Source organism: Mycobacterium sp. NGS49 (genome assembly GCF_059812565.1).
The window spans coordinates 1-24969 of sequence record NZ_JCALCX010000054.1 but is presented as its reverse complement, the minus strand read 5'-3'; the positions used below and the strand labels follow the sequence as shown (position 1 = coordinate 24969).

Here is a 24969-nt window from a genome sequence, read left to right as displayed (position 1 = left end):
TGACCTGCAGCGTTTCACCGGGATACGCCACACCCGCGAAGCGGGCGCCATAGGCCGCGACGGCCGAGGCATCGCCGTCCAGCAAGGCGTCGGTGATCGCCTTGCACGTCATGCCGTAGGTGCACAGGCCATGCAGGATCGGCTGGGGAAACCCTGCGGCAGAGGCGAATTCGGGATCGGAGTGCAGCGGGTTGCGGTCGCCGCAGAGCCGATACAGCAGGGCCTGCTGCGGCAGAATCGGCATCGCCAACTCGAGATCCGGCGCGCGGTCGGGTGCGGCATCGGAACCCGAGGGCCCGCGTTCACCACCGAAGCCGCCTTCGCCACGGGCGAAGATCGACCGGCGCTGCGTCCACAGCAGATCGCCGGAGGGTCCCGTCACCGTCGTCTCGCTCCAGATCACCGCGGCCTTGCCTTTGTCCCAGATGTCGGTGAACCGGGTGACGGCTTTACCCGAGCCCGAAGCAGGCAGCGGCGCAGGCACTTCCACCCGCTCGCTGGCGTGCAACACCTTGCTCAACTCGATGTCGATGCCGGGAAACTGGACGGTGGGCGGCCTGGTCATGTGGAAGGTGGCGGCGACGTTGCCGAAGGTGGGCAACACCTGCGGGGTGTCGTCGACCAGGTAACGCAATTCGCGCGGGTCCATGGGGTCGGAACCGGCGCCCAAGCCGAGGTGGTAGAGCTGGATATCGGTACTGGTCCAAGAGAATTCGACGGGATCGAGTTCGGCGGCCAGTGCGACTTCGACGTCGATCGGCATGTCAGCGGTCTCCTGCGATGTGTAGTGCCGCCAGGTATCCGAATGTCATGGCCGGCCCGATGGTGCCGCCGGGACCGGGATAGGTGTGACCCATCACCGGTGCGCTGACATTGCCTGCGGCGTAAAGGCCTTCGATGATGCTGCCGTCGTCGCGCAGGGCACGTCCGTGCACGTCGGTGCGGATGCCGCCCTTGGTGCCGAGGTCGCCGGGGACCATCTTGGCGGCGTAGTAGGGCGCGTGGGTGATTTCGCCGAGGTTCGGGTTCGGTTTGTTGGTCGGGTCGCCGTAGTACTTGTCGTAGGCGCTTTCCCCGCGGTGGAAGTCCTCGTCAACGCCGGAGCGCGCGAAGCCGTTGAAACGGGCCACGGTCTTGCTGAACTCGTCCACCGGCAGGCCGGCCTTGGTGGCCAGTTCATCGAGGGTGTCGGCCTGGATGATCACGCCGGATTCCATCCACTTACGCGGAATGCGTTGCCCAGGCTGCAATCCCGCGAAGATGTAGCGATCCCGATACTGCTGGTCGAACACCAACCAGGCGGGGATGTTCTCGCCCGGCCCCGGACCCTGGCCGTACTGGCCGCCGTACATGTGATGACACGCCTCGACGTAGGGCATCGACTCGTTCATGAACCGCTTGCCGGACATGTTGACGATGATCGACCCCGGCGAGTTGCGCTCCGATAGCGCGAACCACGGGGCGCCGACCAGCGGCACCGTCGGCCCCCACCACGCGTCCTCCATCAAATCCAGTGCAGCGCCCAGTTTTTCGCCAGCGATGATGCCGTCACCCGTGTTTGCCTTGGCGCCCACGGTCCATTCGGAGGTGATCGGCGCACGCTGGTACTTCACCCGCATCTGCTCGTTGTGCTCGAACCCGCCGGAGGCGAGGATGACGCCGCGCCGGGCCCGGATCAAGCGCGGCTCAGCGGACTCTGCCGACCCGGCATCGCGCACATAGACCCCGCGCACCACGCCGTCCTCGACGTAGAGATCGGTGAGTGCGGTGTTGAGCACGACCGGAACTCCGGCCCGCTGCAACCCGATTCGCAGCGGGCCGATCAACGCGCGCCCCATGCCGACCAGGTTCTTGCCGGTTGCCTTGGCCCACATGGTGCGTCCGCCGACCTTCAAGCTGCGCAGCACACCGCGCGGGTGGCGCTTGAGCATGTTGAGTCGCACATAGTCCTGCTGCATGACGACCACGTTGAGCGGCACCTTGCCATAAGCAGGCTCGAGCCGGGTTTCATCTTCGCCGAGCTGGCGGGCGTTGAAAGGCTTGGGCTCGATCGATCGGCCCTCCGCCCGTCCACCCGGCGCTTCGGGGTAGTAGTCCGAATAGCGGGGCACCCAGCACATCTTCAGTGGCGTGTGCTTGAGCACGAACGTCAGCATCTCGGGCCCGCGCTCGAGGTAGGTGTCGATGCGTTCGGGTTCCACCCCGCTGACCGACCGGTCGCCGACGATGCCGTGCAGATAAGTGCGGGCCGCGTCGGCGGTGTCCTTGACTTTGTCGCGCTGCAGGACCTCGTTGTTCGGGATCCACACGCCACCGCCCGAGCGGGCGGTTGAGCCGCCATAGTGCGGCGCCTTCTCGATGACTACTGTCGAGAGGCCGCGGTGCGCGGCGGTGAGGGCAGCCACCATGCCGGCGCCGCCGCTTCCCACCACGACGACGTCGTACTCCTGTGCTGTCATGTAGAACACGTTATAGAATTGCCCGGGTCGGGCGCTACTGGCCCGGTCACGCGGACGAAGGAAGTTCGGTAAATGCTCAGTGATGCGACCCGGCAAGAGCTTGCCGCCGACCTGGCACAGGCCGAGCGGAGTCGCGAGGGAATCGCTCCGCTGACGGCCGCCTACTCTGAAGTCGACGTCGTCGACGCTTACGAGATTCAGTTGATCAACATCCGCCGGCGGGTCGCCGAGGGCGCCCGGGTGGTGGGACACAAAGTGGGTCTGTCGTCGCCGGTGATGCAGCAGATGATGGGCGTCAACGAGCCCGACTACGGACACCTGCTCGAGGACATGCAGGTTTTCGAGGATGTCCCGGTGCAGACGTCGCGCTACCTGTTGCCGCGGGTGGAGGTCGAGGTCGGCTTCATCCTGTCCGGTGACCTACCGGGTGCGGAGTGCACCGAAGAGGACGTGCTGGCCGCCACCGCGGCGCTGGTGCCGTCGATCGAGTTGATCGACACCAGGATCAAGGACTGGCAGATCAAGATCTGCGACACCATCGCCGACAACGCCTCGTCGGCGGGTTTCGTGCTGGGATCGGGCCGGGTGTCGCCGGCCGATGTCGACGTCAGGGCCATCGACGCGAAGCTGACCCGCAATGGTGAGTTGATCGCCGAGGGCCGCAGCGACGCCGTCCTGGGCAATCCCGTCACCGCCGTTGCCTGGCTGGCCCGCAAGGTGGAGAGTTTTGGCGTGCGGCTGAAAAAGGGCGACATCGTGTTGCCCGGATCGTGCACCTTTGCGGTAGACGCCCGGGCCGGTGACGAGTTCGTCGCCGACTTCGCTGGGCTGGGTGCCGTTCGTCTGTCGTTTGAATAATTCTCAGCAAGGGAGCGTGTACATGCCGGCGAAGGCAAGTGTGGCCATTGTCGGATCGGGCAACATCAGTACCGATCTGCTCTACAAGCTGCTGAGATCCGACTGGCTGGAGCCCCGCTGGATGGTCGGCATCGACCCGGACAGCGAGGGCCTGGCGCGGGCCCGCAAGCTCGGACTGGAAACCAGCCACAAAGGCGCCGACTGGCTGCTGGAGCAGTCCGAGAAGCCCGACCTGGTGTTCGAGGCGACCAGCGCCTACGTGCACAAGGCGGCGGCACCGAAGTACGAGGCCGCCGGCATCCGGGCCATCGACCTGACCCCGGCCGCCGTCGGACCGGCGGTGATTCCCCCGGCGAACCTGCGCGCACACCTGGACGCCCCGAACGTCAACATGATCACCTGCGGCGGGCAGGCGACCATACCGATCGTGTATGCCGTCTCGCGCGTCACCGACGTGCCGTATGCCGAGATCGTGGCGTCGGTGGCTTCGGTGTCGGCAGGACCGGGCACCAGGGCCAACATCGACGAGTTCACCAAGACCACGTCGCGCGGCGTCCAGACCATCGGCGGGGCCGCCCGCGGCAAGGCCATCATCATCCTGAACCCGGCAGATCCGCCGATGATCATGCGCGACACCATTTTCTGCGCGATCCCCGAGGACGCCGACCGCGATGCGATCGCCAAGTCCATCCATGAAGTCGTGGCCGAGGTCCAGACCTACGTGCCCGGGTACCGCTTGCTCAACGAGCCGCAGTTCGACGACCCGTCGATGAATTCCGGCGGTCAGGCGGTTGTCACCACCTTCGTCGAGGTCGAGGGCGCCGGAGACTACCTGCCGCCGTACGCGGGCAACCTGGACATCATGACCGCGGCAGCGACCAAGGTCGGCGAGGAAATCGCCAAGGAGACGCTGGCTGTAACGGGAGGCGCACGATGACTGGCCACATTCTCGAAGGCGCGTGGGACGTCCGGATCACCGACACCTCGCTGCGCGACGGGTCCCACCATAAGCGTCACCAGTTCACCAAGGACGAGGTGCGCTCCATTGTGACGGCCCTGGACGCCGCCGGGGTGCCGGTGATCGAGGTGACGCACGGGGACGGCCTGGGCGGCTCGTCGTTCAACTACGGCTTCTCGAAAACTCCCGAGCAGGAGCTGATCAAGCTCGCCGCCGAGACCGCACAGGAGGCGAAGATCGCCTTTCTGATGCTGCCGGGGGTAGGTACCAAAGAGGACATCAAAGAGGCGCAAGACAATGGCGGCTCAATCTGCCGCATTGCCACACACTGTACCGAGGCCGACGTATCCATTCAGCATTTCGGGCTGGCCCGTGACCTGGGCCTGGAGACCGTCGGCTTCCTGATGATGGCCCACACCATCCCACCGGAGAAGCTGGCCGCGCAGGCCCGAATCATGGCCGACGCCGGATGTCAGTGCGTCTACGTCGTCGACTCCGCCGGAGCCCTGGTGCTCGACGGGGTGGCCGATCGGGTAGCTGCGTTGGTGGCCGAGCTCGGTGAGGACGCACAGGTGGGCTTCCACGGGCACGAGAACCTCGGGCTCGGAGTGGCCAACTCGGTCGAGGCGGTGCGTGCCGGGGCCAAACAGATCGACGGCAGTGTGCGCAGGTTCGGTGCCGGCGCGGGCAACGCGCCGGTGGAAGCCTTGATCGGCGTTTTCGACAAGATCGGCGTCAAGACCGGCATCGACTTCTTCGACATCGCCGACGCCGCCGAGGACGTGGTGCGCCCGGCCATGCCGGCCGAGTGCCTGCTCGATCGCAACGCGCTGATCATGGGTTACTCCGGCGTCTACTCCAGCTTCCTCAAGCACGCCGTCCGTCAGGGTGAGCGCTACGGCGTCCCGGCTCACGAGTTGTTGCACCGGGCGGGCCAGCGCAAGCTCATCGGCGGTCAGGAGGACCAGTTGATCGACATCGCGCTGGAAATCAAGCGCGAGCAGGAGAGTGGCGCAGCGGCAACGCGTTGACTGTGCGGGTCTAGTACCGGTATCGGCCACGCCGGCCGTTAACGGGCGGGCTAGGCAGTTCGGGCGCCGTCGACTTCGGCGATGAGCAGTCCGGTTTCGGTCATTAGCCGGAAAGGCCGGCCGGCATCGTGGCGACGTCTGCATTCTTGCGCGTAGCCTCGAAAGCCCGGCGCCTGTCAGTGAAGGAGCACCCCCGATGGTTACCTCGAGAATGTCTGGTTTGCTGGCAGGTGGCCTGTTCGGCGCCGTCGCCGCAGGGATGATCGCATTACCCGTGGCAAACGCCGACCCGCAGCAGTGCAACACCACGTTCGGTCAGACGGCATCCGAACAGGTCCAGGGTTATTTGGACCGGCACCCCGACGTGAAGGCCGACATCACCGCGCGCTCTCAGGCGTCCGGGTCGGGCACCAACCTGGTCGACTACCTCAACCGGCACCCGGATGTGCGTCAGGCCCTGATCACTCTGGCCAACCAGTGCACCTCCTGAGGCGATCGAGCTTCGTCGGCGGCCGTCGCGTGCGACACGCGGAAATGTTCGCGGTTGACTCAAAATAGGAACACGTTCTAGCGTCGAGGTCGTGTTCTCTGATCCGCTCACTGAAGCGATCGCGGAAGCCGAGAAATTGGTGGCCGCCGCCCCGCACATCGAGACCGAAGCCGACCTCCTCGAAGGGTTGCAGTATCTGGCCGGCTGCGTGTCCGGCTGTATGCACCTCGCCTTCGACTACGAGCGTGATCATCCCTTCCTGCAGTCGGGAACCGGGCCGTTCACCAAGATGGGTTTGGACAATCCGGACACGCTCTACTTCGGTACCCGCGTGCACGCCGACCATGACTACGTGGTGCGGGGTGTGCGCGGCACGACCACCGATCTGAGTTTCCAGCTGCTCGGCGGTGAGTACACCGACGACAACGTGCCCGCCAGCCAGGCCGCATTCGACGACCGGGAACTCGACATCGCCGAGGACGGCACCTTCGAGTGGCGATTGCGGCCAACCAGCGCCGGGCAGCTGGTCATGCGTGAGGTCTACGGCGACTGGTCGGCGACCCGCGGCACGCTGACCATCGAACGGGTGGACACCGCGGGCACCGCACCCCCGCCGCTGACCCGCGAACTTATCGAGAAGCGTTACGCGTCAGCGGGAAAGCAGCTGGTAAACCGGGTGAAGACCTGGCTGCAGTTCCCCCAGTGGTTCTACCTCAAGATCCCGGTCAACACCATGGTGCCGCCACGGCCGACTCCCGGCGGACTGGCAACCCAGTACTCGTCGGTCGGCCACTTCGAATTGTCGCCGGATCAGGCCCTGGTGATCACCGTGCCGGTGAGCGACGCACCGTATCTCGGCTTCCAGCTGGGTAGCATGTGGTACATCTCGCTGGACTACATCAACCACCAGACCTCGCTGAACAACACTCAGGCACAAGCAGATCCGGACGGCAAGGTGCGCATCGTGGTCAGCGACCAGAATCCCGGTGTGACCAATTGGGTTGAGACGCTTGGGCATCGGCGTGGATTCCTGCAGTTCCGGTGGCAGCGGGTGTCCCGGGAGCTCACCGAAGCGGACGGACCGACGGTCGAGTTGGTGGACGTCGACACGGTGCCGGCGGCACTGCCCTATTTCGAGCAGAACAATATTTCCGCGGACGACTGGCGGGCACGAATTGCGCTGCGTCAATTGCAGATTGCGGCAAGGATGCTGGGATGACCGAGTTGCTCGAAGGCAAGGTGGTGGTGATCAGCGGCGTAGGTCCGGGACTGGGCACCACCCTGGCCCGCCGCTGTGCGCTCGAAGGAGCCGACCTGGTCTTGGCGGCCCGCAGCGCCGACCGCCTGGACGACGTGGCCAAGCGGGTCGTCGAGCTGGGCCGCAAGGCGGTGGTGGTACCAACCGACATCACCGACGACGACCAGGTGAACAACCTCGTCGACGCGTCTTTGGAGGCCTACGGCAAAGTCGATGTGCTCGTCAATAACGCGTTTCGGGTTCCGTCGATGAAGCCGTTGGCCGGCACTACGTTTCAGCACATCCGCGACGCGATCGAGCTCAGCGCGCTGGGGGCGTTGCGCCTGATCCAGGGCTTTACCCCGGCGCTGGCCGAGTCGAACGGCTCCGTCGTCAACGTCAACTCCATGGTGATCCGCCACTCCCAAGCCAAGTACGGTGCGTACAAGATGGCCAAGTCGGCGTTGCTGTCCATGTCGCAGTCGCTGGCCACCGAGCTGGGCGAGCAGGGCATTCGGGTCAACTCCGTTGCACCAGGCTATATCTGGGGCGACACCCTGCAGGGTTACTTCAACCACCAGGCGGGTAAGTACGGCACCACCGCCGAGCAGATCTACCAAGCCACCGCAGCCAACTCCGACCTGAAACGACTGCCTACCGAGGATGAGGTCGCGTCGGCGATTCTCTTCATGGCCAGCGACCTGTCGAGCGGCATCACCGGACAGACGCTCGACGTCAACTGCGGGGAGTACCACAACTGATGGACCGAACTGATGTCGGCACCGTAGACGACCTGCACGCATCGGCGACCAAGCTGACCGGGCTGGACGACTTCGGCGCCGACGATGACAACTACCGTGAAGCGCTGGGCGTGCTGCTGGATTCGTACCGGCGCGATGCGGGCCTGACGGTGCTGGGCAGCAAGATGAATCGCTTCTTCCTGCGCGGCGCGCTGGTGGCCCGGCTGTTGTCCGAGTCGGCGTGGAAGCAGTACCCCGAGCACGCGGACGTGGTGATCGAGCGACCGATCTTCGTGACCGGACTCCCGCGCACGGGGACGACGGCGCTGCACCGGCTGCTGGGCGCCGACCCGGCGCATCAGGGCCTGCACCTGTGGTTGGCCGAGTTTCCCCAGCCGCGTCCGCCCCGGGACACCTGGGACTCGAATCCGTGGTACAGCCAGCTGAATGAGCAGTTCAACAAGCATCATCAGGAGAACCCGGAATACACCGGCCTGCACTTCATGGCGGCTTATGAGCTGGAGGAATGCTGGCAGCTGCTGCGCCAGTCGCTGCATTCGGTGTCCTATGAAACGTTGGCCCACATACCCGGCTATGCGCACTGGCTGTCACAGCGGGACTGGACGCCCCCGTATCGGCGGCACCGGCGCAATCTGCAACTGATCGGCCTCAATGACGCCGACAAGCGTTGGGTCCTCAAGAATCCCAGCCACCTTTTCGCGCTCGATGCCTTGCTGACCACCTATCCCGACGCGCTGATGATCCAGACCCACCGGCCGGTGGAGACGATCATGGCCTCGATGTGCTCGCTGGCCCAGCACACCGCCGAGGGGTGGTCGACGACCTTCGTCGGCGCCCAGATCGGTGCTGACGCAATGGAAACCTGGTCGCGCGGGCTGGAGCGGTTCAACACCGCACGTGCCAATTATGATCCGGCCCAGTTCTGCGACGTGGACTACCACGACCTCATCGCCGACCCGTTAGGCACGGTTGCCGGCGTGTACCGTCATTTCGGGTTGACGTTGACCGACGAGGCACGAAAAGCCATGGAGGACAGCCACTCCGAAAGCCAGACCGGTCCGCGGGCCCCGAAGCACAGGTATTCGCTGGCCGACTACGGGCTGACCGCCGAGACAGTCAAGGAGCGGTTCGCCGGTCTGTGATGCGGGTGCCAGTCGCTCACCAGATCGGTGACTAATCGCCCGCTTCCGGCTCCAGGAAGCCTTCAGCCACCGCGTGTTCGATGCTGTCAGAAAGCCGGGGACATGACCTGGTGCGCGCGGTGTTGCCGCCGCATGAGCGCACCTCTGCGAAATGCGCACAGCGTTGTGACGCTTCGGTATTCCATTGCACCGCAGTGTATCCCGGTCCCAACCTGCGCACCGATACCGTGACGTGACAAAATCGGCAGTCCACCGGCCGCAATCCTGCGGTCAGGTAGCGCTCACGGTCGGCGCGACTGGCTTCGGCCACCGCGGCAGCCCGTTGTGGGTCGTTGGCGAAATCCCTTGACTTGGACCATCTATCGGACCCACCACGGGTTTCGCGCGGCTCGTCGTGATCGTGGTGGTCACCGTGCAGCATCAGCATCGACCGGGCGAGCCGATCGACGTCGGGAACTGCCTGATCGTCGGACATGACGATCAGTGCTGCTCGGCGGGCACTTCGTCGGAAACCGCTGCGGCGTCCTTGGCTTTGAGGTTCTCGGCAACCTCGGCGTTCCAGAACTCGTTCGCGCGGGTGGTGTCCACCTCCATCTCGAAGCGCTCCACCATCTCCGGCTCGATGTCGGCAACGTCGACGTAGAACTGCTGATACCAGCGGCGCATCTGATACACGGCGCCGTCCTCTTCGACCAGCAGCGGATTGTCGATCCTCGTCTTGTGCTTCCAGATTTCGACGTCCTGCAGGAAGCCCTTGCTGACACCTTCGGTGAACACCCGGGACAGCTTGTCGGTCATCTTCTCGTCCATGCCCTTGGGCTTCTCGACGATGACACCCCACTGCAGCACGAACGAATTCTGCGTCACCGGGTAGTGGCAGTTGATCAGAATCGACTCGGCCTTATATCCGCCGTAACTGTTGTGCAGCCAGTTGATCATGAACGACGGCCCGAAGTAGGAGGCCTCGGAGTCCAGATGCGTCTCGCCGTAAGACGAGCCGAGATCGTCCACGTCGGGCCGCCCCACGTTGTGCAGGTACTGCGAAGCGATATGGCCCTCGAAGACGTTCTTGAAGTACGTCGGTAACCCGAAATGGATGTAGAAGAAATGCGCCATGTCGGTGACGTTGTCGATGATGTCGCGGCAGTTCGATCCCTCGATCAGGATGCGGTTCCATCGCCAGTCGGTCCACTCGTCGCTGTGCGCTTCCGGGATCTCAGGGATTCGGACCGCCGGATCCGGCGGATTCCCCTCGTGGTCGTGCCACACGAACAGCAAACCGCCGCGCACATCGGTTGTCCACGCCCGGGTGCGCGCCGTCTTCGGAGTGCGCTTGGCGTAGGGCACCAGCTTGCAGCGGCCGTCACCACCCCAGCGCCAGTCGTGGAAGGGGCACGCGACCTCGTCGCCCTTGATGGTGCCCTCGGACAGGTCGCCGCCCATGTGCCGGCAGTACCCGTCCAGAATCTTGATGTCGCCGTTGGAGTCGGCGAAGACGACCAACTTGGTACCGAACGCCTGCACCGAGTGCGGCTTGCCATCGCGGAAGTCCTCGGCTAGGCCCAGGCAGTGCCAGCCCCGGGCAAATCTGGTCGGCAACGCGCCGGCATCGATCTCCCGGACACCGACGCCATTTGTGTCGGTATTCACCTGTCACCTCCAGATCGCGGGTACTAACTAGAACACGTTACAGTTTTGCAGCGGGGGAGCGCAACGACGGCGAGTCTGGCCACTTCATATGCGCATTGCGGTATATGTAATTGATGCCGCTGTTCTCTTTCGAAGGCCGTTCACCGAAGGTCGATCCCACCGCGTTCGTGGCGCCGACCGCCACCCTGATCGGTGACGTCACGGTCGAGGCGGGCGCGTCGGTCTGGTACAACGCCGTGTTGCGCGGCGACTACGCGCCCGTGGTCATTCGGGAGGGCGCCAACGTGCAGGACGGGTCGGTGTTGCACGCCCCGCCGGGCATCCCCGTCGACGTCGGTCCGGGCGCCACCGTTGCCCATCTGTGCGTCATCCACGGCGCCCACATCGGCTCCGAGGCGTTGATCGCCAACCACGCCACGGTGCTCGACGGCGCTGTGATCGGGGCCCGCTGCATGGTGGCCGCCGGTGCGTTGGTGGTGGGTGGCACGCAGATTCCGGCCGGGATGCTGGTGACCGGCGCGCCCGCCAAGGTGAAGGGGCCGATCGAAGGCACCGCCGCCGAGATGTGGGTCAACGTCAACCCGCAGGCTTACCGGGACCTGGCGCAGCGGCATATCGCGGGGGTCGAGCCGGTCGAGCCGGGGTAGCCCCGTTGCGCCGACTGTGGATGCTGCGACGGCCAATCGGCTTGTCGGGTCAGGAAATTCACACTCGGCGGGTGGAGGCGGCTGCGCGGTCCATCTCCCAGTACGCGCGCAGTGCCACCATCTGGCCGTCGTCGTTGGCCTTGTACGTGAAGACGCCTTCTGCCGTTGTCTGGTAGTCGCCGGTGGTGATCAGGATGTGCCCGACGTTGGCTTCCTCGTTGCCGCACTGGTAGGTGTCGCGGAAGAAGAACTCGATGCTGGTGGTGGGGGCGATTGCCTTATCCCAGAACGCCGATATCGCGTCGCGCCCGCGGTGGCCGTTGCCTTCGGGGTCGAAAGCGGACGGGCCGATGGGGTCTTCGACGATGGCGTCGTCCGCGAAGACCGCGAGCCAGGCATCTTTGTCGCGCGCGGCGACCGCCTCGCGGGAGCGCCGCCCGGCCTCGCCTACGGCGGTCACTTGTGCTGCCAACCCGAATGGATGTAGGTGTCGGCGAAGCGCTTCATCGAGTCCTGCTTCTTGTCCAGTGGCGCGTCAAAGGCCAGGCCATCGAAGACCCACGGAATGGTGATGTAGTCGGTCACCCCGATCTCGGCCAGCTCCCGATGACCGTCCACCCCGAATTTGTCGGTACAGACGGCCTGGTACTCGAAAGGGTCGTCCGCGCGGCCGTTTTCGGCCAGCAGCGTCTTGAGCTTGCCGATGGTCTCGTCCAATTCCGCGTGGGTCATCATCGCGCTGGTCCAGCCGTCGCTGACCCGGGCGGCGCGCTTGAGGGCGACGTCGGTGTGCCCGCCGACGTAGAACGGCACAGGTTCACTGGGGGCCGGGCTCATCTGCAGGCGGTCGAAATCGTAGAACTCGCCGTGGAATTCGACCATCCCGCCGGCCAGCACCAGCTTGATCACTTCGATCATCTCGTCGACTCGCTTGCCGCGACGGGCGTACGGCACCCCGCACCACTCGAATTCCTCGGGCGCCCAGCCGATTCCCACGCCGAAGCCGAAGCGGTTGTTGGTCAGGTTGGCCACCGAGCCGACCTGGCGGGCCAGCAGCAGCGGGTTGCGCGAACCCAGCTTCAGCACGTTGGTGTAGAACCGCAGCTTCGAGGTGACCGCACCCATCGTGCCCGCCAAGATCAGCGGGTCGACCCAGGGGGAGTGTTCATCGAACATCCGCTTGCCGTCGGCGGTGTAGGGATAGTCGACGGACTGCTTCTCGAAGTAGAAAATGGAATCCGGTAGCGCGATGGAGTCGAACCCGACTTCCTCTGCCGTCTTGGCGAGTTCGATCAGCTGGTCGATCGGGCTGAACGCAATGCTGAGCGTGTACTTCATCCGGCTCACTCGGGTTTGTCCTTTCCGACCACCCACATCGAGTAGTACTGAGATCCGCCGCCGTAGGCATGCCCCAACGCTTTTCGGGCATTTGGTACCTGATGATCGCCGCCCTTGCCCATCACCTGGATGGCGGCTTCGGCGAAGCGGATCAGGCCGGAGGCACCGATCGGGTTGGAGCAGAGCACTCCTCCCGACGGGTTGACCGGAAGCCGTCCCCCGATCGCGGTCTCGCCGGCTTCAGTGAGCTTCCAGCCTTCACCCTCGGCGGCAAAGCCGAGGTTCTCCAGCCACATCGGCTCGAACCAGGAGAATGGCACGTAGATTTCGGCAGCGTCGATCTCATCGATCGGACTCGTGATTCCGGCGGCCTTCCACAGCGCTGCGGCGGCATCTCGTCCGGCCTGCGGGCTGACCTGATCGCGTCCAGAGAAGGCCAGCGGTTCGGTCCGCAACGCGGTAGCGTGTATCCACGCAACGGGTTGTCCCTGCGCCAGGGATGCTTCTGCGCTCTCTTCGTTGCCGATGATGAGTGCGGCGGCACCATCCGAGGATGGACAGGTCTCGTCGAAACGTATCGGGTCCCAGAGCATCTGGGACTTCATGACCTTCTCCAACGTGATATCGGGCTGCTGCAGATGGGCCAACGGGTTGCGGCTGCCATTGAGTCTGTCTTTGACTGCCACTAGTGCGCCGATATGCGTCGGAGCCCCTGACCGGCGGATGTACGCCCGCACGTGCGGAGCGAAGTAGCCACCGGCACCCGCGCCGACCGGCTTGGTGAACGGCACGGGGATTGACAACGCCCACATGGCATTCGACTCTGATTGCTTTTCCCAGGCAAGGGCCAGTACACGGCGGTACTTGCCGGACTGCACGAGGCTTGCCGCGACCACGCCGGTGGATCCGCCGACCGAGCCCGCGGTATGCACCCTGATCAAGGGCTTTCCCGTCGCGCCCATCGCATCGACCATGAACAGCTCCGGCATCATGACGCCCTCGAAAAAATCGGGCGCCTTGCCGACGACTACCGCATCGATGTCATCGAAGGTGGAGCCGGCATCCTGCAATGCCCGATCAATGGCTTCCCGCACCAGCCCATTCATCGAGACATCTTGGCGTTTGGCAACATACTTCGTTTGCCCGGTCCCCAGCACCGCGGCTAGGTGCGCGCCCGCGCCGGCCATCAGTTCTTCCCTTCCATGACGGCGACCAAATTCTGTTGCAGCGCAGGGCCGCTGGTGGCATGTGCCAATACTCGCTGGGCTGATCCGTTCCAGATATGCTGTGCCGCAAATCCGATTCGCTCGAGACCCGCGACAAACATCGGGTTGGCGGCCAGTGCGCCGCCGGACGGGTTTACCTTCGTCCTGTCGGTCAGCCCGATCGCCTCGGCCAGGATCAGATGCTGGTGCGTGAAGGGCGCGTGGATCTCGGCGACGTCTATCCCGGTGTCACCACCGGTGGCGGCCTTCGCCGACACCGCGGTGGACGGCGACGTGGTCAGGTCGCGGGCGCCCAGCACCGGCGTTTCGATGCGGTGCTCTATTCCCGTTAGCCAGGCCGGGTTTTCGCGGAGTTCCCGTGCTCTGTCGTCGGCGGCCAGCACGATGGCCGCGGCGCCATCGGTGATCGGCGCGATGTCGTGGCGGCGCAGTGGGTCGTTGAAGAACGGACGGGACAGCAATTCGTCGATGCTCTTGGCCGGCTTCTCGGAGTCGTTGCGTTCGGATTGGGCGAACGAGTCGAGTGCGACCTGTGCCATCTGCTCTGGTGTCCACTTGCCGGCGTCGAGGCCGATTCGCGCCTGCAAGCCCGCCAGCGAGACCGAGTCGGGCCACAGCGGGGCGACGGTGTAAGGGTCAAGCTGTCGCGTCATGATCTGCCGCAGGATCCCCGCCGATGACTTCCCGAACCCGTACACCAGCGCCGTCTCGACCTCGCCGGTCAGGATCTTGATATAGGCCTCGTAAAGAGCCCAGGCTCCGTCCATCTCCACGTGCGACTCGTTGATCGGTGGTACCGCGCCTATTGAGTCGACGGCGTTGAGGAATGAAAAGGCGCGTCCTGCAAGAAAGTCCGAGGATCCCGAGCACCAGAATCCGATGTCGGACTTGTTGATGCCCAGGTCCTGGTACAGCTGCGCGAAACACGGCATCAACATTTCGACGCCGTTGGTGGTGCCGTCGGTACGGCGAACATGCGGCGCGTGGGCGAAGCCGACCACCGCGACATTGCGATCACTCATATGTAGCCCGGCCCTTTACAGGTGGTGTTTGTAGGTCTCGTACTCGGCATCCGGTTCACCGGTAGGCCGGAAGTATTCGATGTTGTCGATGCCGAACCCCCACTCCTCGCGGGGTTTCCACACCGCCTCGACGCGCATGCCCATGCGCACCTCGTGCGCATCGACGTCGGCGACCAAGTGCAGGAACGGAATATCGGCGCCGTCGAGCAACACGTACGCCGCCACATACGGCGGTTTGATGCGCTGGCCCTGGAACGGGATGTTGATGATCGCGAACGTCGTCACCGTCCCCTTGTCCGGCAGTTCGACGAACTCGGTGGTCGGCAGGCCGGTGGCCGGGTCGGCGCCGTGCGGTGGGAAGTAGACCTTCCCTTGTTCACCTGTCCTGGCGCCCAACAGTTTTCCTTCGGCGATCGCCCGCAGGTAGGCGCTCTCCTCATGGGAGGCGGTGTGCTGGATCGTCAGCTTGATCGGTGTGACGACCATGGTGACCGGGTCCAGGCCGGCTTGCGGTTCCGGAACCTCCTCGGCCTGGTCGCCTAATGCGAAGTAGGCGATATCGGTGATGGCGCCGACGGTTTCATCGGCCCAGTGCACGTGTACCCGGTCACCGGTCTTGATCGCGTCGGGCGAACCCGCGTCGACCGCGTGAATCATCGGGGTGTCGGCTCCGTCCAACTTGATCAGCGCCCACGCGAACGGCCGGTCCAGCGGTTCCCCGCCTATCGGCTCGGGCTGCCAGGTCCAGGACACGACGGTGCCGACGCTGGCCACCGGTACCATCTCGCCCAGCGGTTCGTAGGTAACCGGGTCGTATTCCGGCGGCGGTACATGCACCCGGCCATCGGAACCGCGCACGCCCAGAACGCGGCGCTCACGCAGTGCGGTGAAAAACTTCCCTAGCGTGGGGCCCACCGAACGGGTGTAGTCGAACGACAACGTCAACGGTGCAGAGAGAGGCGGCTCAGGGTGATCGATCAGGGCCGGGCCGCTTGAACTGGCTGTCACGATGTCGAGTAGAACAGGTTCTAACGATGGTTTCAACTGGACCCTTTAGAGGGCCGTGGGAAGGCAACTCATGAAGCTCGGACTGCAACTGGGATATTGGGGCGCGCAGCCGCCGGAGAACCACGCGGAGCTCGTCGCCGCCGCCGAGGACGCCGGATTCGATGCCGTGTTCACCGCGGAGGCCTGGGGTTCGGACGCCTACACGCCACTCGCCTGGTGGGGTCGCGAGACGCAGCGGGTGCGGCTGGGCACCTCGGTGGTTCAGTTGTCCGCCCGGACCCCGACCGCCTGCGCGATGGCGGCGCTGACATTGGACCACCTCTCCGGCGGCCGGCACATCCTCGGCCTCGGTGTGTCCGGGCCGCAGGTGGTCGAAGGCTGGTACGGGCACCGCTTCCCCAAGCCGCTGGCCCGCACCCGTGAATACATCGACATCGTGCGCCAGGTCTGGGCCCGCGAGAAGCCGGTGACCAGCGACGGGCCGCACTATCCGTTGCCGCTGACGGGCGAGGGGACAACGGGTTTGGGTAAGCCATTGAAGCCGATCACGCATCCGCTGCGCGCCGACATCCCGATCATGCTGGGCGCCGAGGGGCCCAAGAACGTGGCGCTGGCAGCCGAGATCTGTGACGGTTGGCTGCCCATCTTCTACTCACCGCGGATGGCCGACACGTACAACGAGTGGCTGGACGAAGGGTTCGCCCGGCCCGGTGCCCGCCGCAGCCGGGAGGACTTCGAAGTCTGCGCGACGGCGCAGGTGGTGGTCACCGAGGACCGTGCCGGGACTTTCGAGGCGGTCAAGCCTTTTCTGGCGCTCTATATGGGCGGCATGGGCGCCGAGGACACGAACTTCCACGCCGACGTCTACCGCAGAATGGGGTACTCCGAAGTGGTCGACGAGGTCACAAAGCTGTTCCGGTCGAACCGCAAGGACGAGGCGGCGAAGGTCATCCCGGACGAGCTGGTCGACGACGCCATGATCGTCGGTGACCTGGACTACGTGCGTAAGCAAATCGTGGCCTGGGAGGCATCCGGCGTCACCATGATGGTGGTGGGCGCCCGCAGCGTTGAGCAGGTACGGGATCTTGCGGCGCTGACCTGAGGCCGGTGCTTGCGGCTTCGCTAGAACACGTTCTAGATTGACCGGATGGAGATGGTCTCAGACGACGCGTGCGTCGCCGAAAGACATCTCCACGTTGGTGACCGACTGCGTCATGAGGGCCCGCTTGGGCAGTCCGAGCGTCGCCAGTTCCTTGGCGTAGGGGTGGTCGCCGAGGCGGATCTTGGCGCCCCCGAGGCGAGTCCGTACACCGGACGTCTGCATGGTCGAGTCGATCTGCCGGGTCACTCCATCCAGGTGGGAGTAAGTGGTGATGTGCTGGAGTTTCGGAGCCGGGTGCGGCAGGCCGGGGCTGAACTCGATGCCGGCGATCAGGTGTCCGTCGGCGCTGACGTCGAATCCGAACTTGCGTCCGTCGCGAATGTTGAAGTCCGCCATGATCTTCGGGTAGCCCCAGATGGTGCGGCCGGCCTCGAGGGTGAACTCCTGGTCGACGGGCAGGTGGTGGATGAAGTTGGCGGCGCCGGCCATGGCGCGGATGCCTTTCGCGGTGGTGCCGGGTTTGTTGACCAGGAACGCGGTGCCGTACTCGTGGTACTTGCCGAGGTCGCCGTCGATGTAGCGCACCAGCAGCTGCGCCACAATCGCCCGGCCGGGCAGGTATTCGAAGATCTGCAGCCCGCTGTAGTCGATGAGTCGCTGGGCCGCTTTAGCGTCCACCGAGAACATCGCGGCATGCTGGTCGGCCTTGCGGATGACCACCGGCATGGTCAGGACGGTTCCGGCGATGGTGTGTTGCGAGACAGGCATGGGCTTACTGTAATGGGCTCGAGGCAGAAAACTGGAGGCTGTAGATGACGTCAACGATCCCGGACACGATCCTGAACATCGATCTGGCGGACGGCAACTTCTATGCCGATGGAGTCGCGGCGCGAGAAGCCTACCGTTGGATGCGGGCCAATCAGCCGGTGTTCCGGGACCGCAACGGATTGGCCGGCGCGACAACATATCAGGCCATCCTGGATGCCGAGCGCAACCCGGAACTGTTCTCCAGCACCGGCGGCATCCGGCCCGATCAGCCGGGCATGCCGTACATGATCGACATGGACGACCCGGCGCACCTGGTGCGGCGCAAGCTGGTCAACTCGGGCTTCACCCGCAAGCGGGTCAAGGACAAGGAGGCCTCGATCGGGGAATTGTGCGACACCCTGATCGACGCGGTGTGTGAGCGGGGGGAGTGCGATTTCGTCCGCGACATCGCCGCGCCGTTGCCGATGGCGGTGATCGGCGACATGCTCGGCGTGCTGCCCTCGGAGCGGGGGATGTTGCTGAAGTGGTCCGACGACCTGGTGTGCGGGCTTTCGTCGCACATCGACCCGACGTCGGCGGAATTCCAGAGCGTGATGGACGCATTTGCCGGATATACGGCGTTCACGATGGACCTGATCGGCAAGCGCCGCGCCGATCCGACCGACGACCTGTATTCGGTCCTGATCAACGCCGAGGTCGAGGGTCAGCGGATGTCGGACGACGAGATCGTCATGGAGACGCTGCTGATACTGATCGGCGGTGACGAGACCACCAGGCACACCTTGAGCGGGGGTACCGAGCAACTGGTGCGCCATCGGGACCAGTGGGGCGACCTGGTCGCGGACCCGTCGTTGCTGCCGGGGGCTATCGAGGAGATGCTGCGCTGGACGTCGCCGGTGAAGAACATGTGCCGGACTTTGACCGCGGACACCGAGTTCCATGGCACCTCGCTTCGTGCCGGCGAGAAGATCATGCTGCTGTTCGAAGCCGCAAACTTCGACGAAACGGTGTTCGATCAGCCGGAGAAGTTCGATATCCGGCGAAACCCGAACAGCCACTTGGCTTTCGGCTTCGGCACCCACTTCTGCATGGGCAACCAGCTGGCCCGGCTGGAGTTGTCGCTGATGACGTCACGCGTCCTGCAGCGGTTGCCGGACCTGCGGTTGGCCGACGAGTCGGCGTTGCCGTTGCGGCCGGCGAACTTCGTGTCCGGCCTGGAGTCGATGCCGGTGGTGTTTACGCCGAGCGCGCCTGTGTTGGGGTAGGCGGCCTTCTCATTCGCCGAACGTGTTCTGAGGGTTGGCTTCAGGCGATTTTTCCGCCTTCATCGCACGTTCGGCGGGCCCAGGCTGTTGCGAGTCGCCCAAGAATGCCGCCCGGAGTGTCTTGGCCGGTGACGCGGACGACGATCCAGCCGAGGTCGGCTGTCATCGCTTCGTAGCGGGTGATGTCTTTGGCGAACTGCGTGGGCGTGCGGTGGTGTCCGCCCTCATATTCCAGCGCGAGTTTGACTGCCTCCCAACCCATGTCGACTACTCCGACGAGCTCGCCGTAGCGGCCGCGGACCGGGATCTGCGTCCGCGGTGGCGGGTAGCCGGCCTTGATGACAAGCAGTCGCAGCCAGGTCTCGCGGGGTGATTCAGCGCCGGCGTCGACGAGCTTCAGCGCTTCGCGGGCACGCCGGATGTTGCGGTGGCCTTTATAGCGATCGGCGATCAACTCGGCGTCTGCGACGTTGAGTCGGGTGGCCCGGGCGAGCGCATCGATGGCAGCGACAGCCTTGCCCAGGGGATAGCGGCAGGCCAGATCGAACGCCGTGCGGGCCGGCGTCGTTACCGGCATGCCGTCGATGAGCCGGGTCTCGTCCGGCGATATGCGATCCGACCAGGTGTCTATTCCAGGTGGTGGTCGACGAAAGTCGTAGAGCAGTTCAGCTGCCTGACTGCGGTCCACCCATTTCGCTCCGTGCAGCGCGGAGGCTGACTGCCCGGCGATAACCCCGCGCCGCTTCGACCAGAGCCACGCCGCGTAAGCGCGCTGAACAGCGCTGAGATCGGTACCGGTGTGGACGTAGACGCCTGGATGGATCGCTTCGTAGCGACTGCGCAGCTGGTGACGGGTCAGGGCACCGGATCTCAGCGCCTCGCTACCGATAAATGGTTGCGTCACGCCGTGGATTTTGTCGGGCGGGACCGACAACATCGCCGAACGTGTCCTCAGGGACGAGATCAGGCCGAATACCCGCCGTGAGAACACGTTCGGCGGGTGAGCGGATCGGTCCGGTCAGCGATTCTTGAACTCGGGCTTGCGCTTCTCGGCGAACGCCCGCGGACCTTCCTTGGCGTCGTCGGACAGGAAGACCTGGATGCCGATCTGGGTGTCGATCTTGAACGCCTCGTTCTCGTGCATCCCTTCGGTCTCCCGAATCGTGCGCAGGATCGCCTGCACCGCCAGGGGGCCGTTGTTCTCGATGATTTGGGCGAGCTCGAGGGCCTTGGTCAGCGCCTGACCGTCCGGAACGACGTGGCCGATCAGCCCCATTTCGAGGGCCTCGGGGGCGGTGATGTGCCGGCCGGTCAGCAGCAGGTCGCAGGCCACCGTGTACGGGATCTGACGCACCAGTCGCACCGCAGACCCGCCCATCGGGTACAGGCTCCACTTGGCCTCGGAGATGCCGAACTTGGCGCTCTCGCCGGCCACCCGGATGTCGGTGCCCTGCAGGATCTCGGTGCCACCGGCGATCGCCGGGCCTTCGACGGCCGCGATCAAGGGTTTGGTGAGTCGGCGACCTTTGAGCAGGGCGTCGATGCGTGACGGGTCGTAGCTGCCGTCCTTGAAGGAGTCGCCGGGCGGCTTCTGGGTTGCGGTCTTCAGATCCATGCCGGCGCAAAAGTAGCCACCGGCGCCGGTGAGGATGCAGCACCGAATGTCTGGATCGTTGTCGACGCGGTCCCAGGCCTCGACCATGATCTGCATCATTTCAGTGCTCAGAGCGTTGCGACGATGCGGCCGATTCATGGTGACGACGAGTGTGTGGCCGCGCTGCTCGACCAGAGCGTCGGGCCCGGATTCGTTTGCTGGCTGCTCCGCCACTGCTACCGCCTCTTCCTCGACATGGGGTGTGAGCTTGTCAAGAAATGTAACACGTTCTAATTTGGTGGCCGTGGCTCTGAATATTGCTGACCTCGCCGAGCACGCCATCGACGCTGTGCCGGACCGTGTGGCCCTCATCTGCGGCGACGAGCGGTTGACCTACGCGCAACTCGAAGAGAAGGCCAACCGGCTGGCGCACTACCTGATGGACCAGGGGGTGCAGCAGGACGACAAGGTCGGCCTGTATTGCCGCAACCGCATCGAGATCGTCATCGCGATGCTCGGCATCATCAAAGCGGGCGCGATCCTGGTGAACGTCAACTTCCGGTACGTCGAAGGCGAGCTTCGCTACCTGTTCGACAACTCGGACATGGTGGCGTTGGTGCACGAACGGCAGTACTCCGACCGGGTAGCCAACGTGCTTCCGGACACCCCGAACGTCAAGACCGTGCTGGTGGTCGAGGATGGTAGCGACTTGGACTACCAGCGCTACGGGGGCGTCGAGTTCAATTCCGCGATCGCGCAGGGTTCACCCGAGCGTGACTTCGGCGACCGCAGCTCCGACGCCATCTACCTGCTCTACACCGGTGGCACCACGGGTTTTCCGAAGGGCGTGATGTGGCGCCACGAAGACATCTATCGCGTGCTGTTCGGCGGAACGGACTTCGCCACAGGCGAATTCATCAAAGACGAGTACGACCTGGCCAAGGCCGCCGCCGCTAATCCGCCGATGATCCGTTACCCGATTCCGCCGATGATCCACGGCGCCACCCAGTCGGCGACCTGGATGTCGCTCTTCTCGGGCCAAACCACGGTGCTGGCACCGGAATTCAACGCCGACCAGGTGTGGCGCACCATTCACGAACATAAGGTCAACCTGTTGTTCTTCACCGGTGACGCGATGGCCCGTCCGCTGCTGGATGCCTTGCAGAAGGACAACGACTACGACCTGTCGTCACTGTTCCTGCTGGCCAGCACGGCTGCACTGTTTTCGCCGAGCATCAAGGAGAAACTGCTTGAGCTGCTGCCGAATCGGGTCATCACCGATTCGATCGGATCCTCCGAGACCGGTTTTGGTGGCACCAGCATCGTCGCCAAGGACGCGCCGCACAGTGGCGGCCCTCGAGTCGCCATCGATCACCGCACCGTGGTCCTCGATGAAGAGGGCAACGAAGTCAAGCCGGGCTCCGGCGTGCGCGGCTTCATCGCCAAGAAGGGCAACATTCCGGTCGGCTATTACAAGGACGAGAAGAAGACGGCCGAAACGTTCAAGACGATCAACGGTGTGCGCTATGCGATTCCGGGCGACTACGCGATGGTCGAAGAGGACGGCACCGTCACGATGCTGGGCCGGGGCTCGGTGTCGATCAACAGTGGCGGCGAGAAGATCTACCCCGAAGAGGTCGAGGCGGCGCTGAAGGGCCACCCCGATGTCTTCGACGCACTGGTCGTCGGGGTGCCCGATCCGCGGTACGGCCAGCACGTTGCGGCGGTGGTGCAGGCCCGGGAGGGGGCGCGGCCGTCGCTGGCTGAGCTGGACAGCTTCGTGCGATCGGAGATCGCGGGATACAAAGTGCCACGCAGCCTTTGGTTCGTCGACGAGGTGAAGCGGTCACCCGCCGGCAAGCCGGACTACCGCTGGGCCAAGGAGCAGACCGAGGCGCGGCCGGCCGACGACGTGCACGCGAGTCACGTAGGTACCGGGGCCTGATCCCGCGAGAGCCAGCCAGGTCAGCACCCGCGACGGTCCGGTCAGGCCGCCGGTACCGCCGGCATCGCGGTTAGACGCCGGGGGTACCGGGATCGCCGGGGTCGCCGGGGTCGCCGGTGCTGGTGCCGATGCCGCCGGGACCGCCATCACCGGCGTCGCCGCCCAGGCCACCGGGCGCGCCGGTTCCGTTGCCGCCGTTGCCGCCGTCGCCGCCGTCGCCGCCGTTGCCGCCCGAGCCGAAGCCGCCCACGCCACCCTGGGCGCCATCGCCCCCGTCGCCACCATTGCCGCCCGCGCCGCCCGTGCCACTGCCGGTTGGCGCACCGCCATTACCTCCCGCGCCGCCGTTGCCGCCCAGGCCTCCGGTGCCGCCGATGCCCATGACAGCTTTACCGCCTATGCCGCCGGTCCCGCCGCTGCCGCCGTTGCCGCCGGCACCACCGTTAGCGTCAATACCGACGGCGACGGCGCCTTGGCCGCCTAGCCCGCCGTTGCCGCCGAAGCCGCCGGTGCCGCCAACGGTGACACCAATTCCGCCGGTGCCGCCGGCCCCACCGCTGCCGCCGTCACCCGCCGCGCCGCCATTGCCCGCCGCACCGGCGCCCATGCCGGCGAGGCCGCCGTTGCCGCCGTTGCCGCCGTTGCCGCCGTTGCTGCCGTTGCTGCCCGGACCAAACGCAACTGGAGGTGGCTGGCTTCCGGCCCCGCCGTCACCGCCACGGCCGCCGGTCCCGCCGTCGCCGTTGGTGCCACCTACACCCGCATCGCCCCCGGCACCGCCCTGGCCGCCGTTGCCGCCGGCAAAGCCATCGGTGCCTCCGTCAATTACAGCGATGCTGCCTGCGCCCCCGGTCCCACCGGTCCCACCGTCGCCGCCGATGCCGGCGTTGCCGGCGGTGCCGCCTGTGCCGGGACCGCCACCAAAGCCGGCCGCACCACCGTTGCCACCGGCACCGCCGTTGCCGCCCTGGAAGATGTCGCCCGCGCCGCCGGTGCCGCCCATGCCGCCCTGGCCGCCGTTGCCGCCGGTACCGCCGGTGCCGTTGACGCCGCTGGTGTTCGCGCCGGCGACGCCGCCCTGGCCGCCCAGGCCGCCGTTGCCGCCGTTGCCGCCGCCGAAGTTGTCGGCGCCGGTGCCACCTTTGCCACCGCTTCCGCCGTCACCGCCGCTGCCCGCCGCGCCGCCGCTGCCGGCTGCGCCGGCGCCGGTGCCCGCGTTACCGCCGTTACCACCGGCACCACCGGTACCGCCTTCGCCGCCGTGACCGCCGATGGCGTTGATGATGGTCTCGCCGAGTTGGCCGGCCCCGCCGTCGCCGCCGCGGCCGCCGGCCCCGCCGTTGCCGTTGGTACCACCGTCGCCGGCGCTGCCGCCTGCACCGCCTGCACCGCCTTGGCCACCTGCGGTCCCGAATTGACCCGGGGAGGTGCCGTCGGCGCCTCGGCCACCTTGGCCGCCGGCGCCGCCCGTGCCACCGACGCCCGCCTTGCCGGCGGCTCCGCCAACGTTGGCCAACCCGCCTCCGCCCGCATCGCCGCCGGCACCGCCGGACCCGCCAGTCGCCCCGACGCTGAAGGGGGAACTTGCAGCACCGCCCTTACCGCCGGCCCCGCCTTGGCCGCCGTTGCCGCCGGTTCCGCTGGACGCGCTGCTGACGGAGTCAGTGTTCAGCCCGCCGGTGCCGCCGGTGCCGCCTTGGCCGCCGGCACCTCCGTTGCCGCCGTTGGTGTCGAGTGTGCCGTTGCCGCCTGCCCCCGCGGCACCGCCGTTGCCGCCGGTGCCGCCAATACCGCCGCTGCCGGACGCGCCAGCACCGAGGCCGGCGGCGCCGCCGCCACCGCCGGCGCCACCAGTACCCCCGGTGCCTCCCGAGGAGGACGTCGTACCGACCACGCCGGCCCCACCGTCACCGCCGCGCCCGCCCGCGCCGCCGTTTCCGTTGACGCCACCGGCGCCGGCGCTGCCGCCGGCCCCGCCTAGGCCGCCGTCGCCACCGACATTGCCGGACTGGCCGGCACCGGCCCCCCCGGCCCCGGTCCCGCCGGTCCCGCCGGTGCCGCCGTTGCCGCCGACACCCGCGTTCCCTGCCGCCCCACCGAAGTTGGCCAAACCGCCGGCACCGGCCTCACCGCCGGCCCCACCCGTGCCGCCGGCTCCGCCGACGGAGAAACTGCCTGCGCCGCCGGCGCCGCCGGCGCCGCCTTGGCCGCCGTTGCCGCCGGTGCCGCTGGCCGCGCTGCTGAATCCGCCGGTGTTGAGGCCGCCGACGCCGCCCTGGCCGCCTTGGCCGCCGGCCCCGCCGGCGCCGCCGTTGGTGTCGAGTGGGCCGCTGCCGCCGGACCCGCCGGCGCCGCCGTTGCCGCCGTTGCCGGCTGCGCCGCCGATGCCGGCCGCGCCGGCTCCAAAGCCTGCGCTGCCGCCGTTGCCGCCGAGTCCGCCGGCGCCGCCGTTGCTGCCCGCGGCGCCG

23 protein-coding genes and 1 pseudogene are annotated in these 24969 nt (G+C 66.1%); 11 read left to right on the top strand and 13 right to left on the bottom strand.

The window, feature by feature from the left end:
• Both chsH3 and kstD read right to left on the bottom strand, forming a co-directional pair.
• On the bottom strand, window positions 1-763 hold a 763-nt coding region (gene chsH3, locus AC5Y7D_RS29285), incomplete at its 3' end, for an enoyl-CoA hydratase ChsH3 (RefSeq protein WP_499929540.1).
• Between the two features lies 1 nt (window position 764).
• Window positions 765-2459, bottom strand: coding sequence for a 3-oxosteroid 1-dehydrogenase (kstD, locus tag AC5Y7D_RS29280; protein WP_499929539.1), 1695 nt, complete (start codon window positions 2457-2459; stop codon window positions 765-767).
• Window positions 2460-2531: 72 nt separating this feature from the next.
• Between kstD and AC5Y7D_RS29275 the strand changes: the two genes are divergently transcribed.
• The 7 genes from AC5Y7D_RS29275 (at window position 2532) to AC5Y7D_RS29245 (ending at window position 8936) form a co-directional block, all read left to right on the top strand.
• Window positions 2532-3317: a 2-keto-4-pentenoate hydratase gene (locus tag AC5Y7D_RS29275; protein ID WP_499929538.1), complete on the top strand. Its 786-nt coding sequence runs from the start codon at window positions 2532-2534 to the stop codon at window positions 3315-3317.
• 22 nt (window positions 3318-3339) lie between these two features.
• On the top strand, window positions 3340-4254 hold the full coding sequence (locus AC5Y7D_RS29270) for an acetaldehyde dehydrogenase (acetylating) (protein ID WP_499929537.1): 915 nt from the start codon (window positions 3340-3342) through the stop codon (window positions 4252-4254).
• Window positions 4251-5306, top strand: coding sequence for a 4-hydroxy-2-oxovalerate aldolase (gene dmpG, locus AC5Y7D_RS29265; protein ID WP_499929536.1), 1056 nt, complete (start codon window positions 4251-4253; stop codon window positions 5304-5306). The genes AC5Y7D_RS29270 and dmpG overlap by 4 nt, the downstream gene beginning before the upstream one ends.
• A 196-nt stretch (window positions 5307-5502) precedes the next feature.
• Window positions 5503-5796 carry a hypothetical protein gene (locus AC5Y7D_RS29260; protein ID WP_499929535.1) on the top strand — a complete coding sequence of 98 codons (294 nt, stop codon included), beginning with the start codon at window positions 5503-5505 and terminating at the stop codon, window positions 5794-5796.
• A gap of 91 nt (window positions 5797-5887) precedes the next feature.
• Window positions 5888-7015 carry a hypothetical protein gene (locus AC5Y7D_RS29255; RefSeq protein ID WP_499929534.1) on the top strand — a complete coding sequence of 376 codons (1128 nt, stop codon included), beginning with the start codon at window positions 5888-5890 and terminating at the stop codon, window positions 7013-7015.
• Window positions 7012-7794 (top strand): SDR family oxidoreductase, encoded by a 783-nt coding sequence (locus AC5Y7D_RS29250; RefSeq protein WP_499929533.1) that lies wholly within the window; start codon window positions 7012-7014, stop codon window positions 7792-7794. The genes AC5Y7D_RS29255 and AC5Y7D_RS29250 overlap by 4 nt, the downstream gene beginning before the upstream one ends.
• Complete coding sequence (locus AC5Y7D_RS29245) at window positions 7794-8936, top strand: sulfotransferase family protein (protein WP_499929532.1); 1143 nt, start codon at window positions 7794-7796, stop codon at window positions 8934-8936. Before AC5Y7D_RS29250 ends, AC5Y7D_RS29245 begins: the two co-directional genes overlap by 1 nt.
• Before the next feature lie 31 nt (window positions 8937-8967).
• Here AC5Y7D_RS29245 and AC5Y7D_RS29240 read toward each other — a convergent pair whose 3' ends face one another.
• The gene (locus AC5Y7D_RS29240; protein ID WP_499929531.1) at window positions 8968-9411 is read right to left on the bottom strand and encodes a hypothetical protein; all 444 of its coding nucleotides are present in this window, start codon (window positions 9409-9411) and stop codon (window positions 8968-8970) included.
• A 5-nt stretch (window positions 9412-9416) separates the two neighbouring features.
• Window positions 9417-10586: a 3-ketosteroid-9-alpha-monooxygenase, oxygenase component gene (locus tag AC5Y7D_RS29235; RefSeq protein WP_499929530.1), complete on the bottom strand. Its 1170-nt coding sequence runs from the start codon at window positions 10584-10586 to the stop codon at window positions 9417-9419.
• Between the two features lie 113 nt (window positions 10587-10699).
• On the opposite strand from AC5Y7D_RS29235, the gene AC5Y7D_RS29230 reads away from it, so the two are divergent.
• Window positions 10700-11233, top strand: coding sequence for a gamma carbonic anhydrase family protein (locus AC5Y7D_RS29230; protein WP_499929529.1), 534 nt, complete (start codon window positions 10700-10702; stop codon window positions 11231-11233).
• 58 nt (window positions 11234-11291) lie between these two features.
• Here the strand turns inward: AC5Y7D_RS29230 and AC5Y7D_RS29225 are convergent, their stop codons facing one another.
• From AC5Y7D_RS29225 to AC5Y7D_RS29205, 5 genes are read right to left on the bottom strand one after another with little or no spacing between them, the layout of a single operon-like run.
• Window positions 11292-11693: a nuclear transport factor 2 family protein gene (locus AC5Y7D_RS29225; protein ID WP_499929528.1), complete on the bottom strand. Its 402-nt coding sequence runs from the start codon at window positions 11691-11693 to the stop codon at window positions 11292-11294.
• Window positions 11690-12571 carry a TIGR03619 family F420-dependent LLM class oxidoreductase gene (locus AC5Y7D_RS29220; RefSeq protein ID WP_499929542.1) on the bottom strand — a complete coding sequence of 294 codons (882 nt, stop codon included), beginning with the start codon at window positions 12569-12571 and terminating at the stop codon, window positions 11690-11692. The genes AC5Y7D_RS29225 and AC5Y7D_RS29220 overlap by 4 nt, the downstream gene beginning before the upstream one ends.
• Before the next feature lie 5 nt (window positions 12572-12576).
• Window positions 12577-13758, bottom strand: coding sequence for a thiolase family protein (locus AC5Y7D_RS29215; protein WP_499929527.1), 1182 nt, complete (start codon window positions 13756-13758; stop codon window positions 12577-12579).
• A complete protein-coding gene (locus AC5Y7D_RS29210) occupies window positions 13758-14819 on the bottom strand; it encodes a thiolase family protein (RefSeq protein WP_499929526.1) in 1062 nt (353 codons plus the stop codon). The genes AC5Y7D_RS29215 and AC5Y7D_RS29210 overlap by 1 nt, the downstream gene beginning before the upstream one ends.
• A 15-nt stretch (window positions 14820-14834) precedes the next feature.
• Window positions 14835-15827 (bottom strand): Zn-ribbon domain-containing OB-fold protein, encoded by a 993-nt coding sequence (locus tag AC5Y7D_RS29205; RefSeq protein WP_499929525.1) that lies wholly within the window; start codon window positions 15825-15827, stop codon window positions 14835-14837.
• A 70-nt stretch (window positions 15828-15897) separates the two neighbouring features.
• On the opposite strand from AC5Y7D_RS29205, the gene AC5Y7D_RS29200 reads away from it, so the two are divergent.
• Window positions 15898-16929, top strand: coding sequence for an LLM class F420-dependent oxidoreductase (locus AC5Y7D_RS29200; protein WP_499929524.1), 1032 nt, complete (start codon window positions 15898-15900; stop codon window positions 16927-16929).
• A 57-nt stretch (window positions 16930-16986) separates the two neighbouring features.
• On the opposite strand, the gene AC5Y7D_RS29195 is transcribed toward AC5Y7D_RS29200, so the two are convergent.
• Window positions 16987-17697, bottom strand: a complete 711-nt coding sequence (locus AC5Y7D_RS29195; RefSeq protein WP_499929523.1) for an acetoacetate decarboxylase family protein — start codon at window positions 17695-17697, stop codon at window positions 16987-16989.
• A gap of 44 nt (window positions 17698-17741) precedes the next feature.
• On the opposite strand from AC5Y7D_RS29195, the gene AC5Y7D_RS29190 reads away from it, so the two are divergent.
• Complete coding sequence (locus AC5Y7D_RS29190; protein WP_499929522.1) at window positions 17742-18962, top strand: cytochrome P450; 1221 nt, start codon at window positions 17742-17744, stop codon at window positions 18960-18962.
• 40 nt (window positions 18963-19002) lie between these two features.
• Here the strand turns inward: AC5Y7D_RS29190 and AC5Y7D_RS29185 are convergent, their stop codons facing one another.
• On the bottom strand, window positions 19003-19866 hold the full coding sequence (locus AC5Y7D_RS29185; protein ID WP_499929521.1) for a type IV toxin-antitoxin system AbiEi family antitoxin: 864 nt from the start codon (window positions 19864-19866) through the stop codon (window positions 19003-19005).
• Between the two features lie 114 nt (window positions 19867-19980).
• A complete protein-coding gene (locus AC5Y7D_RS29180; RefSeq protein ID WP_499929541.1) occupies window positions 19981-20715 on the bottom strand; it encodes a crotonase/enoyl-CoA hydratase family protein in 735 nt (244 codons plus the stop codon).
• Between the two features lie 139 nt (window positions 20716-20854).
• On the opposite strand from AC5Y7D_RS29180, the gene AC5Y7D_RS29175 reads away from it, so the two are divergent.
• Window positions 20855-22501: an acyl-CoA synthetase gene (locus AC5Y7D_RS29175; protein WP_499929520.1), complete on the top strand. Its 1647-nt coding sequence runs from the start codon at window positions 20855-20857 to the stop codon at window positions 22499-22501.
• 70 nt (window positions 22502-22571) lie between these two features.
• Here the strand turns inward: AC5Y7D_RS29175 and AC5Y7D_RS29170 are convergent.
• Window positions 22572-24969 (bottom strand): annotated as a pseudogene (locus AC5Y7D_RS29170) (PE family protein); the annotation flags it as partial.